Origin of the sequence: Nostoc sp. FACHB-110, assembly GCF_014697425.1 — a bacterium.
GTDB lineage: Bacteria > Cyanobacteriota > Cyanobacteriia > Cyanobacteriales > Nostocaceae > Nostoc_B.
On sequence record NZ_JACJRU010000051.1, the window covers coordinates 1 to 16,758 of the forward strand.

At 41.3% G+C, this 16,758-nt stretch carries 15 protein-coding genes; 7 read left to right on the top strand and 8 right to left on the bottom strand.

Annotated features, from left to right (window positions below):
- Positions 1-473 precede the first annotated feature (473 nt).
- The 5 genes from H6G69_RS29375 (at position 474) to H6G69_RS29395 (ending at position 5,449) form a co-directional block, all read left to right on the top strand.
- Positions 474-1,778: an acetyl ornithine aminotransferase family protein gene (locus H6G69_RS29375; protein ID WP_190692652.1), complete on the top strand. Its 1,305-nt coding sequence runs from the start codon at positions 474-476 to the stop codon at positions 1,776-1,778.
- A 36-nt stretch (positions 1,779-1,814) separates the two neighbouring features.
- Positions 1,815-2,717 (top strand): DUF1338 domain-containing protein, encoded by a 903-nt coding sequence (locus tag H6G69_RS29380; protein ID WP_190692653.1) that lies wholly within the window; start codon positions 1,815-1,817, stop codon positions 2,715-2,717.
- A gap of 246 nt (positions 2,718-2,963) precedes the next feature.
- Entirely contained in the window at positions 2,964-4,085 is a 1,122-nt protein-coding gene (locus tag H6G69_RS29385; protein ID WP_190692654.1) for a sulfonate ABC transporter substrate-binding protein, read from the top strand.
- A 108-nt stretch (positions 4,086-4,193) separates the two neighbouring features.
- The gene (locus H6G69_RS29390) at positions 4,194-5,012 is read left to right on the top strand and encodes an NADPH-dependent oxidoreductase (RefSeq protein ID WP_190692655.1); all 819 of its coding nucleotides are present in this window, start codon (positions 4,194-4,196) and stop codon (positions 5,010-5,012) included.
- A 14-nt stretch (positions 5,013-5,026) separates the two neighbouring features.
- Complete coding sequence (locus tag H6G69_RS29395; RefSeq protein WP_242072228.1) at positions 5,027-5,449, top strand: SDR family NAD(P)-dependent oxidoreductase; 423 nt, start codon at positions 5,027-5,029, stop codon at positions 5,447-5,449.
- Here the strand turns inward: H6G69_RS29395 and H6G69_RS29400 are convergent.
- From H6G69_RS29400 to murG, 4 genes are all read right to left on the bottom strand, one after another.
- A complete protein-coding gene (locus H6G69_RS29400) occupies positions 5,427-6,644 on the bottom strand; it encodes an RNA-guided endonuclease TnpB family protein (RefSeq protein WP_190692656.1) in 1,218 nt (405 codons plus the stop codon). The genes H6G69_RS29395 and H6G69_RS29400 overlap by 23 nt on opposite strands.
- 278 nt (positions 6,645-6,922) lie before the next feature.
- A complete protein-coding gene (locus H6G69_RS29405; protein WP_190692657.1) occupies positions 6,923-7,597 on the bottom strand; it encodes a rhomboid family intramembrane serine protease in 675 nt (224 codons plus the stop codon).
- A 103-nt stretch (positions 7,598-7,700) separates the two neighbouring features.
- Complete coding sequence (locus H6G69_RS29410; RefSeq protein ID WP_190692658.1) at positions 7,701-8,420, bottom strand: rhomboid family intramembrane serine protease; 720 nt, start codon at positions 8,418-8,420, stop codon at positions 7,701-7,703.
- A 361-nt stretch (positions 8,421-8,781) separates the two neighbouring features.
- Positions 8,782-9,852 (bottom strand): undecaprenyldiphospho-muramoylpentapeptide beta-N-acetylglucosaminyltransferase, encoded by a 1,071-nt coding sequence (murG, locus tag H6G69_RS29415; RefSeq protein ID WP_190692659.1) that lies wholly within the window; start codon positions 9,850-9,852, stop codon positions 8,782-8,784.
- A gap of 84 nt (positions 9,853-9,936) precedes the next feature.
- Between murG and H6G69_RS29420 the strand changes: the two genes are divergently transcribed.
- Positions 9,937-10,746 (top strand): nuclear transport factor 2 family protein, encoded by an 810-nt coding sequence (locus tag H6G69_RS29420; protein ID WP_190692660.1) that lies wholly within the window; start codon positions 9,937-9,939, stop codon positions 10,744-10,746.
- A gap of 6 nt (positions 10,747-10,752) precedes the next feature.
- Here H6G69_RS29420 and H6G69_RS29425 read toward each other — a convergent pair whose 3' ends face one another.
- Complete coding sequence (locus H6G69_RS29425; protein ID WP_190692661.1) at positions 10,753-12,363, bottom strand: hypothetical protein; 1,611 nt, start codon at positions 12,361-12,363, stop codon at positions 10,753-10,755.
- 204 nt (positions 12,364-12,567) lie between these two features.
- Between H6G69_RS29425 and H6G69_RS29430 the strand changes: the two genes are divergently transcribed.
- Positions 12,568-13,341, top strand: a complete 774-nt coding sequence (locus H6G69_RS29430) for an SDR family oxidoreductase (RefSeq protein ID WP_190692662.1) — start codon at positions 12,568-12,570, stop codon at positions 13,339-13,341.
- Between the two features lie 61 nt (positions 13,342-13,402).
- Here the strand turns inward: H6G69_RS29430 and H6G69_RS29435 are convergent, their stop codons facing one another.
- The 3 genes from H6G69_RS29435 to H6G69_RS29445 all read right to left on the bottom strand — a co-directional run bounded on the left by H6G69_RS29435 (position 13,403) and on the right by H6G69_RS29445 (position 16,441).
- The gene (locus tag H6G69_RS29435; RefSeq protein ID WP_190692663.1) at positions 13,403-14,899 is read right to left on the bottom strand and encodes an NAD(P)/FAD-dependent oxidoreductase; all 1,497 of its coding nucleotides are present in this window, start codon (positions 14,897-14,899) and stop codon (positions 13,403-13,405) included.
- A 139-nt stretch (positions 14,900-15,038) separates the two neighbouring features.
- Entirely contained in the window at positions 15,039-16,130 is a 1,092-nt protein-coding gene (gene cobD / locus H6G69_RS29440; protein ID WP_190692664.1) for a threonine-phosphate decarboxylase CobD, read from the bottom strand.
- A 26-nt stretch (positions 16,131-16,156) separates the two neighbouring features.
- Positions 16,157-16,441, bottom strand: a complete 285-nt coding sequence (locus H6G69_RS29445; RefSeq protein WP_015111786.1) for an HU family DNA-binding protein — start codon at positions 16,439-16,441, stop codon at positions 16,157-16,159.
- Positions 16,442-16,758: the final 317 nt, after the last annotated feature.

Below are 16,758 nucleotides of genomic sequence, written 5' to 3' on the forward strand. Positions count from 1 at the left end.
CGAAATACCCACTAAATCGCCAAACTCAGACACTTTCCACATAAACTTACTCACTATGGTTAGCTATGAATAAGTTTAGATAAGAATTTGGCTACTTAGTCAAGCTCTATTTTTGTCAATTCACATCTTGCACCTAGCCCCTGCGAATAGAATTCGCGGCTATACAAACGAAGTCCGCCTACGCGGACTAACGCAATATCAAGGGTTTGGAACCCGCGCAGGCGGGTTTTGTCTGTGTAGCCGCGACTTCAGTCGCAGGCGTGCAAGATATGTGTCAATGCGTAATGTTTGTACAAATAGCAGCAAATGTTACTGTCAAAAATCAAACATAGCAGTTTAATCATCAATAAATCCTTTTCTTCATATTTTGCACCTAGCCCCTGCGACAGGAGTCAGCAATAAACAGAGTTTTCGCCACTTTAACTTGCTTAGTTTTTGTTTGATTTGACTCATTTACCAGCAAATTTAAAAAAATGTTAAGTATTTCTTTGAATCATTCTTTACCGACTGTGCCGCGTTTAGTAACTGCTTTACCTGGGCCGCGTGCTAAAGCAATTGTAGAACGCGATCGCGCCGTAACTTCCCCATCCTATACCCGTGACTATCCTTTAGTGGTGGCTCGCGGTCAAGGCTGTATGGTAGAAGATGTGGACGGCAATGTATTTTTAGATATGACGGCGGGTATTGCTGTCACCGCCACCGGACACGCCCACCCAGAAGTAGTTAAGGCCATTCAAGACCAGTCAGCCTGTCTGCTGCATATGTCAGGCACAGATTTTTATTATGAACCGATGGTAGAACTCGCGGAAAAATTAGCTTTTCGCGCCCCGTTCCCGAAAGGTGCAAGGGTATTTTTTACCAACTCCGGTGCGGAGTCGAACGAAGGCGCAATTAAATTAGCTCGATATTACACCAAGCGATCGCTCATCGTGGCTTTTTTAGGTGCATTCCACGGCCGCACCTACGGCGCAATGTCTTTAACAGGTTCCAAAACTGTACAACGGGCGAACTTTGGGCCGTTAGTTCCCGGCGTAACTCACATTCCCTACGGCACTCACGCCAGTTTAGATTATTTAGAAACACAACTATTTAATACCATGCTACCGCCGCAAGAAGTAGCAGCGATTGTCGTTGAACCAATTCAAGGGGAAGGCGGCTACATCGTCCCCGAAGATGGCTTTTTGCAAAGAATTCGAGATATATGCGATCGCTACGGCATATTAATGATAGTAGATGAAGTGCAATCGGGTATGGGTCGTACAGGCCGCTTGTTTGCCATCGAACATTGGGGAGTCATGCCTGATATTATGACCACTGCCAAAGGTATCGCCAGTGGCTTACCCTTAGGCGCGATACTCGCCCGCCCAGAAATTATGACTTGGCCGCCTGGTTCCCACGCCACCACCTTTGGTGGAAACCCTGTAGCTTGTGCGGCTGGTTTAGCCACATTGCAACTGTTAGAAAGCGGCTTGATAACCAACGCCACCCACATGGGAGAACACTTGCAAGCTGGTTTAACTGGGTTACATGAAAGATTTCCGCAAATTTCCCTACCGAGAGGCAAAGGTTTAATGGTAGCTGTAGATTTACTCGATGAAGCGGGTAATTATGATAGTAAACTGCGCGATCACATCATTCAAGCAGCCTTCTTACGGGGTTTATTATTACTCGGTTGCGGTAAAGCCGCCATTCGTTTCTGTCCACCTTTAATTATTGACGGCAACCAAATACAAACCGCCCTAGAAATACTCTCTGACATTCTCAACAGCAACTCTTAACCTTTCTGCGCCTTTGCGCCTCTGCGTGACACATATATGAAACCCGAACTCGCCACCAAACTCTGGAACTTTCTTTGGCAAGACTACAAAGCCAGAGTTAGTTACGCCCAAACCTATCAACAAATGATTCATGCTGTGGGTGGAACTATTGCCAACGACCATATCGCCTTTCGGTCATTACGCCTAGTTATTCATACCCCCCAAGGTGAAATTAATTTCGGCATCAACCACCTAGAAAAAATCGCCATAGCCTTGGGTTACGAAGTGGCAGGAGAATATACCTTTGCTGCGACGCATTTATACGCCCGGCATTATCACCATCCCCAACAAGCAGAATTCGATTTACCCAAACTGTTTATCAGCGAGTTAATTGTTGAGGAATTACCTACTCATATCGCCCAGTTAATTCATCAAACAGTCACCCAAATTTCCGATGGGATGATCTCTACTTTCAACGCAGAGAATAATATTGCTCTCATCACCCAAACATTCCCGCAAATTTTCACACGCCCTTGGCAACCTCCCTTGCGTTCCGTTGTCGAACAAGTGAATACAGTCAGTCAGTATGGGGCGTGGGTGCTACTACACGGTTACGCCGTCAATCATTTTACAGGCTATATCAACCGCCAAAATACTTCCCAATACCCAGATATAGATACTACAGTCCGTGCCTTGGCTAACTTGGGCATACCAATGAAAGCCGAAATCGAAGGAAATGTTAGCTGTGGTTTGCGTCAAACTGCAACCCAAGCCGTCACCGAAATGGTGACAGTTTTAGATGACCAAAGTAAACAAGCAATTCAAATCCCTTGGACTTATGCTTATTATGAACTAGCCCAACGTTATATAGTCGAAGTTGAACCGGGGAAACCACAACTATTTGATGCTTTTTTAGGCAAGAATGCTCAACAATTATTTGAAATGACCAAGCCCCGTTGAGGCAGGGTGTAGGGGTGTAAGGGTGTGATATCATCTCCGGCTAATCAGTTGTGATTCGACAAATTGGTGCAGAAACGACAAAAACCTCTCCCCTGCCCCCTTCTGCAAACCCTTGATTTTTCGTTTTCATGCGTAAGTCTGGAAATTATCACTTCTGATGTTTACATATCTTCCCTTAAATTAACAGTATACAACGGTATATCTATAGAGTTATAGTAGTTAATGCTGTTCAGAGAAATAATTCTGATGATTAACTTGCTCTACCGCCACTTAATTGCCAAGTGGATATCGTTGATTAAATTTGCCACTATTTTGTGGTCAAATCTCAGCAGATGGCGCTTTTATGGGTTATCTTTACCTATCTTGGGAGCCTTTATTGCCAGTATTGGTTTAAGCTTGTTATTTGCTGCTTGCTCATCACCATCAGCGGTTAATGCTCCTAATCCAAACACCACATCTGTGAGTAATTCAGCTGTAAATCAAGCTAAAGTTGTACGCTTTGGTTATCAGAAATCGCTGATTTTACTCAAGACTAAAGGTGTATTAGAAAAGCGGTTGTCGCCTCAAGGAGTATCTGTAGAATGGATTGAATTCCCTGCCGGGCCGCAGCTACTAGAAGCGATGAATGTTGGTAGTATTGACTTTGGTCATGTGGGAGAATCACCACCAATATTTGCTCAAGCCGCAGGTGCAGCATTGACTTATGTTGCAGGTATCGCACCCAGTCCGGCAGGTTCGGCAATTCTCATACCACAAAACTCTCCGATTAAAGAGTTAAGTGAATTGAAAGGTAAAAAAATTGCCTTTCAAAAAGGTTCTAGTGCGCATTTATTATTAGTTCAAGCACTGCAAAAAGCAGGACTAAAATATACTGACATTGAGCCTAAATATTTGCCGCCTGCCGATGCGCGAGCAGCATTTGTCAAAGGCAGTGTAGATGCTTGGGTTATTTGGGATCCCTTTTATGCCGCCGCCCAAAAAGCGACTAATGCGCGGGTGTTAGTTGATGGTACAGGGATTAATAAACAAGGTGGCTATTATTTAGGTAGCCGCAAATTTGTCACCGAAAATTCTGATACTGTCAAGGCAATTCTCGAAGAAATTCAAAAACTCGAAGAATGGTCACAACAGCATCGAGAAGAAGTAGCACAAACTCTTGCACCTGTCCTGGGGATTGATGTTGAAACAATGAGAATTGCCACTCAAAGACGTAGTTTTGGTGTAGTACCAATTGACGATCGCTTAATCAATCTTCAGCAAGAAGTTGCCGATACTTATTATCAATTAAAGCTCATTCCTAAACAGGTAAATGTGAAAGATGCGCTATTAACCAAAGAACAATATGCGGCATTTTCACCCCAAACTTAGGCTGAATTTAACAACAATCAGAAGATTTGCGGAATCAGGCAGAATCTTCATGTAGAATTATGCCGACTGTGTATTGTCAAGCTTGAAACTTCATACTTCAAAGATCCTATGACTAATGCTACAGAACTACTGCGATCGCGCTACGGTGAACTTCCATTTGATTCAAAAACTTGGAATGAATCACTGACAACATTGCTATCTCACCGTTCAGTTCGAGCTTATTTACCCGACGCTTTACCAGCGGAAACTTTAGAATTGTTAGTAGCAGCAGCGCAGTCAGCATCCACTTCTTCTAATCTGCAAACCTGGAGTGTGGTAGCAGTAGAAGACCCCCAACGCAAAGAACAATTATCCCTGTTAGCGGGAAATCAAGCCCACATCCGCCAAGCGCCTCTATTTCTAGTCTGGTTAGCCGACTTAGCCAGGTTGAGTTACGTGGCCGAAAGTCGGGGTTTTAAGCATGAAGGGCTAGACTACTTAGAAATGTTTGTGATGGCAACTATCGATGCCACTTTAGCAGCACAAAACGCCACTATTGCGGCTGAGTCTTTGGGTTTAGGAACAGTTTATATCGGTGGGATTCGTAATCAACCACAAGAAGTGGCAACTGTCCTCAACTTACCATCATCTGTCTATGCTGTGTTTGGGTTATGTGTAGGTTATCCTAACCCAGAAGTGGCGACAGCAATTAAGCCACGTTTGCCCCAACCTGCCGTGCTACATCGAGAAACTTATAAACTGGCAGAACAAGATGAAGCGATCGCTCGTTACAATGACATCATTAAAGGCTTTTACACCGAACAAAAAATGAACATTGCTGGCGACTGGTCAGAACATTCATCTCAACGCATAGAAACAGTAGAATCTCTAAGAGGACGCGCTCATCTGCGTGAAGCCTTGCATAACCTTGGTTTTAACTTACGATAACCGCACAGAAGCTTATGGATTTGCACCTCAGTGGCAAAGTAGCCTTGGTAACAGCTGCAAGTAAAGGACTAGGCAAAGCTACAGCACGGCAATTTGCCCTTGAGGGTGCAAAAGTCGTCATCTGCGCCCGTAGTCAACTAATTGACAAAGCAGGGGCGGAAATAGAAACCGAAACAGGCGCACAAGTTTTATCTCTGCGTGCAGACGTTACCCAACAAGCAGATATTGAACGGGTAATTAATGCTACAGTTGAGAAATTTGGCGGCTTGGATATCCTCGTAACCAACGCTGGCGGGCCACCGTCAGGTACATTTGATGACACTGATTTAACAGCCTGGGAAAACGCTATCAACTTAAATCTGCTGAGTGCGGTGTCTTTGGTGAAGTATGCTTTACCTTATTTACTTGACATACTCACCGACCTGAAGGTGAGGTGATTCTTGACGGCTCACAGCAACTAGCTACCGAAGTAGTCTTATGGTCGCTCCCCGTCCGTTTAAGGTCGTGCCGATGCCCCATGCCGACCATTTTGATATTTTGGGATGCGTTCTCATCTCTGTCGTGTTCAGTATTGCAGTTCAAGCACAGCACGGAGCGCACAGACAAATCAATCTTGCCCCATCGATACCCACAGCAAGAACAAGTTTGACTAGTAGGTTCCCATCTGCTAATTACTCGGAAATCCCGATGAAGTTTTTCAGATTTACTCTGACAAAATACCCGAAATTCTCTCCATCCCTGCAAGCTAATCACTCTTGCTAACTTACGGTTCTTGACCATTCCTGACACATTCAAATCTTCCAAAACAATAGTTTGATTCTCACTAACTATTTTGGTTGATAGTTTGTGCAGTAAATCTTTCCGAGTATCTGCAATTTGATTGTGTCGTTTAGCAATCTTTAATCTGGTGACTTCACGACGTTTAGAACCCTTCTGTTGTCTTGCTAGCTGACGTTGTAGTTTACGGATTTTGCGGTCTTTGTTTGAGTAATCGGGACTTATTGCTTTCTCCCCATTGCTCATAACTGCAAAAATTTTTACACCCAAATCAATACCTATGCTTTGGTTTTTGGCAGACGCTCGTACCTCGCTACCGCTGTCACTAAAGGGTTGAATAGGCTCTATCTCTACAACAAAGCTGAGAAAATAACGGTTAGCACAATCCTTGATAACAGTTACGCTACTTGGTGCGGATGGTAATTGTCTTGACCAAATAGGTTTAACATTACCAATCTTAGCTAGATATACTTCCTCTCCTTTAATTGAAAAACCACCAATTCTAAATCTAGCTAATTGTTTGCTTGTCTTCTTTTTAAACTTAGGAGTACCGACCTTTTTACCCTTGCGTTTACCTTTAAGTGAGTCAAAAAAGTTCTTGTAAGCAACACCTAAATCAGCAACAGATTGTTGCAATGGGATATTAGAAACATCAGACAACCATGAACGATCCAATGTCTTTTTAGCTTGCGTAATCACTAACTTTTGCAAGTCGTTGTTACTAGGAAGCTTTTCGGACTGCTTACAAATAGCCAGAGCATCATTCCAGACTACGCGAACGCAACCAAACAACTGCGCTAGCAGTTGCTTCTGTTGGTCTGTCGGGTAGAAACGAAATTGATATCTGGCTTTCATGAATAATGTATAATTGGTCTACAAGAGGATTATACATTGGTGAGCAGCGCGTTGGGCGGGTTCCCCGACTTGTAGGGAGTACATCAGAAATCAAGAAAAGCCTTCGTAGAACTACGGGGCTTGTATCCCATCTTTTGGTCAATGGAGTCATGCTACAAGTTGATGGTGGGCTGAATGCTGGGACATTTTAGAGACTGTTTTCTCTACTGCTCTAAATTTAATCAAGAAAAACCCAGCGTAATTGCTGGGCTTTTCTGCTAGCTAGAATGTTTTTTCGACTAATAATCTTGTTTAAATAAACCAAACAAAGGCGCAAGCATAATTCCGAAGACAAAACCACCAATGTGCGCCCAGTAAGCAACACCACCAGTTTCTACACTCATATTGGCTGCGGCTTGTAAACTGGCTAGACCCGATATTATATTCTGAACAAAGAAGATTCCAATCACTACTAATGCCGGCACACTAATTGTAGTCACAAAAAAACCTAAGAATACTAAAGTGGTAATTCTGGCATGAGGAAAACGGATAATATATGCACCTAAAATTCCCGAAATTGCCCCACTAGCACCCAAAGAAGGAATCTCAGAATACATACCAATAAACCACTGACACATAGCGGCTGAAGCTCCGCAAATTAAGTAAAAAACTAAGTACTTAAAATGTCCTAAACGGTCTTCGATATTGTTACCAAAAACCCAGAGGAATAGCATATTTGATATCAAATGCCACCAACCACCATGCAGGAATTGTGATGTAAATAAAGTTACCCATTCTGTAGAAAAGTTAGTGGTTAGTTCTTGGGGAACTACGGCATATTGACTGAAAAATAAATTTAATCGAGCATTAGACAGACTCACTTCATGAAGAAAAACTAAAACATTCATACCAATCAAACCGTAAGTAAAATACGGTGTGATTCGCGTCGGGTTTTCGTCATAGAGTGGAAACACAGGTGTTTTTCCTAATTATCAATTAACTGCAATATAGCTTGAATAACTGGCAGTTGAACAATATCGATAATTACACCTGTGAAATTATGAATGTGAGTTGCGCTTACCCATACCATGATTCTGCTTGAGATTTATCGCTAAACAAACCCAACAACGGGCCGAGAATAGCTCCAAAAATAAACCCGCCAGCGTGCGCCCAGTAAGCGATACCACCGCTTTCCATCCCTATATTAGTCGGGGTTTCTAAACTGGCTAGTCCGTAAAAAGCTTGTTGTAAAAACCAAAATCCTAAAAAGAAATAGGCGGGAACCCGGAAGGTAGGAAAGAAGATACCTAAAGGTATGACACCGAGAATTTCGGCTTTGGGAAAACGCAAAATATATGCACCCATGACACCCGCGATCGCACCACTAGCCCCCAAAGACGGAATAATAGAATTTTGGGAGAAGTACCACTGAGTTAAAGAAGCTAAAACACCACAGCCTAGATAAAACAGCAAATATTTGATATGGCCTAATTTGTCTTCAACGTTGTTACCAAATATCCACAAAAACAACATATTACCTGCTAAGTGCAGAAAACCACCGTGCAGAAATTGGGAAGTAATTAATGTGGCCCATTCTGGTACTGGTTGATGCACAGCAACACCCGCAAAGCTTAAACTGAGTTCGCGGGGAACCACCGCCGCCAAGTGTAAAAAGCCATCTAAAGCTTGCGGCGGAAGACTACTTTCATAAATAAATGCCAAAACATTAACAGCAATTAAGCCAAAAGTCACATAAGGCGTAATTTGTGTAGGATTATCATCTCTAATGGGAACCACAGGCGTTTTTCCTAATTTTTGAGAAACTAGCCTCAAATTACTGAATATTGCCTGTTTTTTCTTCTACCTCTTGGCTGGATATTCATCATCTGCCTGATGAACTACCTACGCACTCCGCTTGCGCTACGTCCCTTGGTTTCTGACGCTTCAACTGCTGAACTTTCCTAAACCCTCCACAATGCTATGGGGTTTGAGAAAGAGGTTCAGCATCAGCGATTGAGAGGCTAGTTCCTAACCCCTTAGCATAATAAGTACTAAAGAACCGTATATTTAGGGAAGTAGTAGACCGTCTTGAGCTATAGATAATAAAAAAGATGTGAATAAATGTTCACATCTTCCAATAGTTTTTTGTAGTAATTTTTTAGCTTTCTAGTACTTCTTTGACTAAAGATGCCAATTTATCAGCGCTATCAGGAACAGCGATCGCTTTCGCATTTTCTCCCATTTTGGTTAACTCGGCTGGATTTTGTAACAACTGCAAAACTTGATTTTGCAAGATTTCGGCGGTTAACTCTGATTGCTTATAAGTAATTGCTGCACCAACTTTAGTAAATACCTCGGCGTTATAAGATTGATGATCTTCGGCTGCAAAGGGGTAAGGAATCAATATTGCAGGTGTGCCACACACCGCCAATTCTGTTAAGCTACCTGCACCAGAACGACTAATAGCTAAAGTAGCACGTCGCAATAGTGCGGCCATGTTGTCATAAAACGGTAACTCTATATATTGCGGATGTTTAAAAATACCTGCATCGGGATCGCGATCGCCTGTTAAATGAACGATATAAGCACCAGCATTTAACCAAGCGCTCGCCGCCTGACGCACTAATTTATTAATAGCAACTGCACCTTGACTTCCACCAAATACCAAAATTAATGGCGCACCATCGCCAATTGCTAAATCCAGTGATGGTGTTTGTTCAGCTAAAAATTGCGATCGCACTGGTGTACCAACGCAAACATTTTTTGCCCGGGGTAAATATTTAGCCGCCGCATCAAAACCCAAGGCCATTGCATTGCACCAAGGGCCAAAAAACCGCGTCACCTTTCCTGGTAATGCGTTAGACTCGTGAAAAACTACAGGTAAACCCAAAGAACGCGCCGCAATTACCGCAGGCCCAGCAATATAACCGCCTGTAGTAAATACGCCTTGAAAATTTCCTCGTTTGAGTAACTGTCTAACTTCTATAATCGAACCCATGAGTTTACCCAAAGTCCCCAGAGATGCAAGTCCGAACCCTTGCTGGAACCCTTCAACTGCAATAGTATTCAAGGGATACTGTTTGGGAACAAGTTGCGTTTCTAGTCGATTTGGGACACCCAACCATTCGATTTCATAGTCTGGCAGTTTTTCTGCCAGTGCGATCGCTGGAAACAAGTGTCCACCAGTCCCACTGGCAGCTATAAGTAATCTTATCGGTGCGTTTGTCATCAAACCTCTACCGTTTAGCGCCTAGCTTCATTAAGATAAAACAATTTCCCTACGTTCATGAATAAAATCAGTAAACTGTTACCAATGACTAACATTATTGCTGCATCATCAAAACGGCAACATCAATTTGCCGCTAACAGTTGGCTCTTATTATGCCTACTCACCCTAGGTTTAACTAGTAGTTTACACAATGTGCAAGCTGCTCAACCACAAAATGCACCCGCAGAACTGACCAACTTACTAACGCAAATTGATACAGCTGCTAGTAAAGGTGATGCTAAAGCCGTCCTCCAATTTTATAGCCCCAATTTTACCAATGGGGACGGATTAAACCGTCAAAATCTCGAAAAAGCCTTAGTTACACTTTGGAAGCAGTATCCGCAACTACGCTACACAACAAAGCTGCAATCCTGGAAAACAGAAGGCAATACCATCATTGCAGAAACAGTCACAAATATTACCAGTGCGTCATCTCCTAATACCAACGGTTATGCTCTCAACGCCACAATGACATCTCGCCAAAGAGTTACAGCTGGCAAAATAGTCCGTCAAGACATCCTCGCAGAACGCAGCTTGATTACTTCTGGTAAACAGCCGCCTCAAATCGATATTAAATTACCCCAGCAAGTCAAAGTGGGACAGCAATATAGTTTTGATGCAATTGTCAAAGAGCCTTTAGGAGAAGACTTACTACTAGGAACAGCCTTAGAAGAACCCGTTAAAATCGACAAATATCTTAATCCTTCACCCGTAGATTTACAACCACTCACATCTGGTGGATTGTTCAAAGTAGGACGCGCACCGACAACACCAGGCAACCAATGGGTTTCAGCAGTAATTGTTCGTGGTGAAGGTGTAGCAATGGTGACTCAACGTTTGCAAGTTGTGAAATAGTAGGCTCTACGCGCGGGAATTGGGAATTGGGTATGGGGAATTAGTGATTTTTTCAGTACTCCCCTGCTCCCCTGCTCCCAATTCATCTACCCAATAAAGATAAAATCGTTCACTATCCACCCATGCTCTCTCAAAATTTTTGATAGGAGTAATCTTTAAATTATTTGGATTTAATTTTAGTTTCCTATGTAAAATCAGCAAAATTCTCTTTTGAGACGCTTGATTCTTGAATAAATAACTTACTTGTCTGAATATCTCAGGTTGTTCAACTTCTTGACGACCTTTTTTAAATAATGTGAAACTACCCATGTTTTGCCGTTCGGGGTAGTAAAACTGGCGATTAAGATAACCCGATAATGCAGCCATATTTGCATCTCTACTAGCAACAATAAATTCCTTTTCTAAGTGAGATTGTTGGATATAATGAGCCGTTTCCCGACTGGCTGAATATGGAATAATTAAATCTCTGGTGAAACTATAAATTCCTCCAATAAATTGGGCATAAAGAATTATCATAAAAGCAATATGATGCCATTTTTGACCAAATTGCAGCAAGTTGGTTTTAATAGACAATTTATTGGTGAAAAATGTAGAATCTTGATAATAACTTGACAGCCATAACGCGGCAATCAGAACTAAATAAAAATGTCCAAAATGCCGAGGGTTTCCTGCAAATCTTAAATATGTAAATGCTAGAATTACCACATTACCTATGATATAAAAAAATAGAGGTAATGGCTTTTTACATAACTGAATTAAATTGAAAGTAACGATAGATAGAATAATAAAAGCACATACAGTTAAATCCAGCCATCTTTTATGTGGCACAATTAAAAAGTAACTAGCAAACAATCTATCTATACTTCTCAATAAATTCCTGATATCTAATTGCAGTATCCATCCATTATTTAATCCGCCATGAAGATAACTATCTACTGGAGGAGTAACAATATATATTGTTAAAATAAAAGAAAATATAATAATTCCAATACTGAAAAATAAGTCGTATTTGTGGCTGCGGCTAAAATACTGCTTTCGATGTTCACTATCAAAACAAAGTTCGATTAGCAGAGTTAATGCTAAAGAAAAGGATACAAAAAAAGCATATATACTACTATTGGCAAGTAAGCCTAATAAAATTGCTAAGTATAAATAGGTGCTTTTTCTAGATGCAAAAATTTTGCAAAAACCAAAAGTAAATAGTAAGCTAAATGCATAATTTCGACAAATGAGAAAATATTCATAAAAAGGAAAAAAGCCAAATGAAAACAAAAACTTTTGTTTATAGTTAAAAGGACTGTATAAGCAAAAAATAGTAATTGCAGTAATTGTAATTGCTAGATGAAAAATTTGCATGGCAACAGGAGTGTCAGCGATTCGTCTGACAAAGGCCAAATAGAAGTACCACAAAATAGGATGGCCTTCATAATGAATATTGGCAATTAAAGCTTGAAAAGATTCACTATCTCTGACAATCAGCCAAGGATTTAGTTCATCTCGCCACATCGAATGGTTGAGAATACCTATTAAACCGAGAACTGAAAAAAGAATTATAATGAACCAAGGAGAATAGAAAGGTAAACTCGAAATTCGATTAATTAATTTTTTTGCTAGCATTGCTTAATTTTGAGTATTTAATTAAAATTCTAAAGTGGGAAATATAAGTTGTTCTAATAATATATTTGTGATCAGCGTTAACTCCTGTATTTTATATTATTGGAAAAAACTTTTAAAATTAAATCACCAATTTCTTCAATCAATTGTGTATCTAGTTGCAAATTGTTGGACAATTGACAATTGGCAATTGACAATTGACAAACAATGATTTCCTTACAAAATCAAATTATTTTGATTACAGGTGCAAGTAGTGGTATTGGTACTGCTTGCGCTAAAGTTTTCGCTGGTGCTGGTGCAAAATTGATTTTGGCGGCGCGACGGCTAGAACGGTTGCAGCAGTTAGCCGATGATTTGCATAAAGAGTTTGGTACAGCAACTCATTTGTTACAGCTAGATGTGCGCGATCGCCCTGCGGTAGAATATTCAATTGCTAACCTTCCCCCCGACTGGTCAAATATAGACATTCTTATCAACAACGCTGGCTTGAGTCGCGGTTTAGATAAGCTGCATGAAGGCGACTTTCAAGACTGGGAAGAAATGATTGATACCAATATCAAAGGTTTGTTGTACCTCACCCGCTATGTCGTTCCGGGGATGGTGAGTCGCGGTCGCGGTCATGTGGTAAATATAGGCTCTATCGCCGGACATCAAACTTATCCTGGGGGTAATGTTTACTGTGCAACTAAAGCAGCAGTCAAAGCCATCTCTGAAGGTTTAAAACAAGACTTGTTAGGCACTCCTGTACGTGTCTCGTCTGTAGATCCTGGGATGGTAGAAACGGAATTTAGTGAAGTGCGTTTTCATGGTGATGGAGAACGCGCCAAACGGGTTTATCAAGGCGTAACCCCCTTAACCCCTGATGATATTGCTGATGTGATCTTATTCTGCACCACGCGATCGCCCCACGTAAATATTAACGAAGTGATACTTATGCCAGTAGATCAAGCTAGTGCCACTCTCGTTCATCGCCATAATTAACAATAGACCTCTCGTTCAGCAACAAATTGGCTGGTAGAGACGCTAAATTTCGCGTCTCTATTTACAAATTCCAATTGCGGCGAAAATGGAAGAAATCTTCTAATTTATCTTGCCAATCAAGATTACTATTTAACCTTTGCTGATGCCACAATTGTGCAGTTTCTACTAAAATTTCTGAGAAACTGGGATATACAACCGCTAAATTAGCTAAATCTTTAACTTTAATTTTTTGCTTGATTACCAAAGCAATCAAATTAATTAATTCTGTTGCTGCTGTGCCTAAAATAGTAGCCCCGATAATTTCGCCATTACGTAATACAATTAATTTACAAACACCTGTAGTATCACTTTGAATTTGGGCTGAAGCTAGGGATTTAAAATAATGTCGAAAAACTAAAAATTCATTGTGATAAAATTTGCTTGCCTGTTTTTCAGTGAAACCTAACTGTGCCAATGCTGGACGAGTAAATATTGCCCAAGGAATATGCTGATAATTAATATTTAATCTAGGTAAAAATAGAGCATTATTCAAAGCTATTCTAGCTTCATAATTAGCAATATTAGCAAAGTCATAACCACCAATTACATCACCACAAGCATAAATACGCGGGTTGGTAGTTTGAAGTTTATGATTAACTACTAATCGCTGCTGATGCCACTTCACACCTACTGCTGCTAAATTTAAAGATGCAAAATTTGGTTGTTGTCCAGTTGCTACTAAAATTTCATCAGTTTCAATGGCTTTGTCTCCGGCTTGAAGCCACTTTTTACCATCAATTTGTCTGACTTGAGTAGTTAGTGTTTGTGTGAGAACGCGTACACCATCAACTTCTAACTGTGCTTGAAGTAGTTGGGCAATTTCTGGGTCGATGTTGGGCAGAATATGAGGAAATTTAACTATTAAGGTGACAGTACAACCCAACCTGGCTAAGGTTTGAGCTATTTCAATACTTTGCGGAACACCACCAAGAATTGCCCAATTTTGAGGTATTGATTGTTTAGCAATCAACTGCCAAATATTATTTAAATTCAGATAACCAGTAGCTTGTAAACCATCAATATTAGGAATCGCTGGATGGGAACCACTAGCTAGTAAATAAGTGCGTCCACGTAGCACACGCAGGAGAGAATTTTGTGAAGAGGAATCTGAATATTTACTGTCATTTTCATAAACGGTAAATGCTAAATGTGGTGTAGGTTGAAATTCACCTCTGCCAATAATTACATCAACTCCCAGTGCTGCTAATTTGGCGGGAGAATTAATTTCATGAATATTTTCAGCAACTTCATCAGCGTATTGCATCGCTTTTTGCCATGCAACAGATATCTGGCATTTTTCTGCGGTATCAGCGTGGGTAGTATGAATGCCAAAATCAGCAGCATCGTTGAAAGATTGGAAGATTTTAGCGATTTCGCTCAAAGTCTGATGATAAACAAACCCGTAATTGATTTGTGGTTCTACTAAAGCAACTTTGGCGTGCAGTTTAGTTGCTCTTAAAGCAGCATAGCGTCCGGCAAGAGTGCCGCCAATAATCACGACATCGTAATCAATAGTCATTAGTCATTGGTCATTTGTCATTAGTTAATTGTAGAGACGTTAATCATTTCGTCTCTACAAGGAGCAAAATAATTAGTAATTGGTATTCTTAATTACGTAATTCGTAGGGTTAACGAATCCACGATCGCCATTACGAATTTTAGACTAATGCTTGCATCGCTGTTAATAAGCGTTGGTTATCAGACACAGAGCGCACTGCCACCCGAAAAAAGCGCTCGCCTAATTCTTTAAAACTCAGGCAATCCCGAATTAAAATCTGATGGTGTTGGAGTAGTTTTTGCTGTAACTGCGTAGACTGTTGTGATTCCACCAGTAAAAAGTTCGCAGCACCAGGATAAGGCTGCAATCCCCCAATGGCGGCTAAACCTTGAAACAGTTGGTTTCTGGTCGGTGGTAGCCATTGCCAGGTTTGCTGTTGAAAAGCCTGATCTGCAATTACAGCAATTGCCGCGGCTGCCGCTAGATTATTGACAGGCCAAGGATCTCGCCAAGACTGCCAACGCGACAAATAATCAGGGTGAGCGATCGCATATCCCAGTCTTAGCCCCGGCAGACTGTAAAATTTTGTCAGAGATCGCAACACTACTAAATTTTTATGCTCCTGCACCACCCTAATTAAGCTTTGTTCTGCATCAGGTGGCAAAAAATCCATAAACGCCTCATCCACCACCACCAAGGCAAACTCTTCTAAAAGAGGTAAAATTTCCTGCCGTGAAAATAATTTCCCGGTTGGGTTGTGGGGATTATTTAACAGCAGTCCTTTGTCATTGGTTTTTTGTCCGCGAATTTCTAAACGCTGGCTGTCAACACTCAGACTCGTGTCATCGTTGACAAATGACAAATGACTCCAATTAATAGGTAACTCCAGGACTTTCGCGTTATAAGCCGCTAGGGTTCGGTAGTAGTCGCCAAAGGCTGGAGTCAGCAAAATTGTTGCAGCCAAGGCTGCTAATTCTCTACCCACCAAAGTTAATAACTCTGCTGAACCATTACCGGGCAGAATCCACTCTGGTGGTAATTGATGGAAGTGACCCAGAGCGAGTCTCAGGTCACTGTACTCTGGCTGAGGATAGTGCTTCAGACTATCAAGTTGTGACTTAATCGCAGCGATGGCACTATCCGGTGGCCCTAAAGGACTGATGCTCGCAGAAAAATCAAGAATAGCATCACGGGGACAGCCAGCCAGTGCTGCTGCCCAGGCTAAATTTCCCCCGTGTGCTGGTTGCTGCATCAAAATAAAAATCCCGTAAACAAAACTTAAGATTTTGGGGGTGCGACTCTTTCTCTAAAGAGTTTACCAGCAGAGAAAGCAGGCACTTTGGTTGCCGGAATTTCCATTTTCTCATTTGTTTTGGGGTTACGCCCTTCGCGGGCTTTGCGTTCCCGTGATTCAAAAGAACCAAACCCCACCAGTGTCACTTTATCGCCAGATGAAACCGCTTCAATGATAGTTTCTAAAGCAGCTGTCAATACTGCATCTGCTTGTTTTTTGGTCACACTAGCTTTTTCTGCCACTGCATCAACCAATTCACCTTTGTTCATATAAGCTCCTTCATGTTTAGTTGAGATTTTGACCCGATACACCGTGTTGTATCTTTACTCAAATCTCTGTTTGCAGAATTACAAAAGTCATCGCCGGGAGTATTTATACTCAAAATGGCTACACATCCCATTGGCTCGACTTTTCAATGAATCATTCTAAGGTGTAGTAGCCAGAAGTGGATATATGAAACCGTTAATTTATATGGATTTCAGGATTTTTTCTGCTTTTTTGGGGTGTGTTACTCGCAAAACTAGGCTTTTAGTAGGAAAAAATACTTAGTAAAAACCCTGGTTTCTCGAGAAACCATTAAATTTTA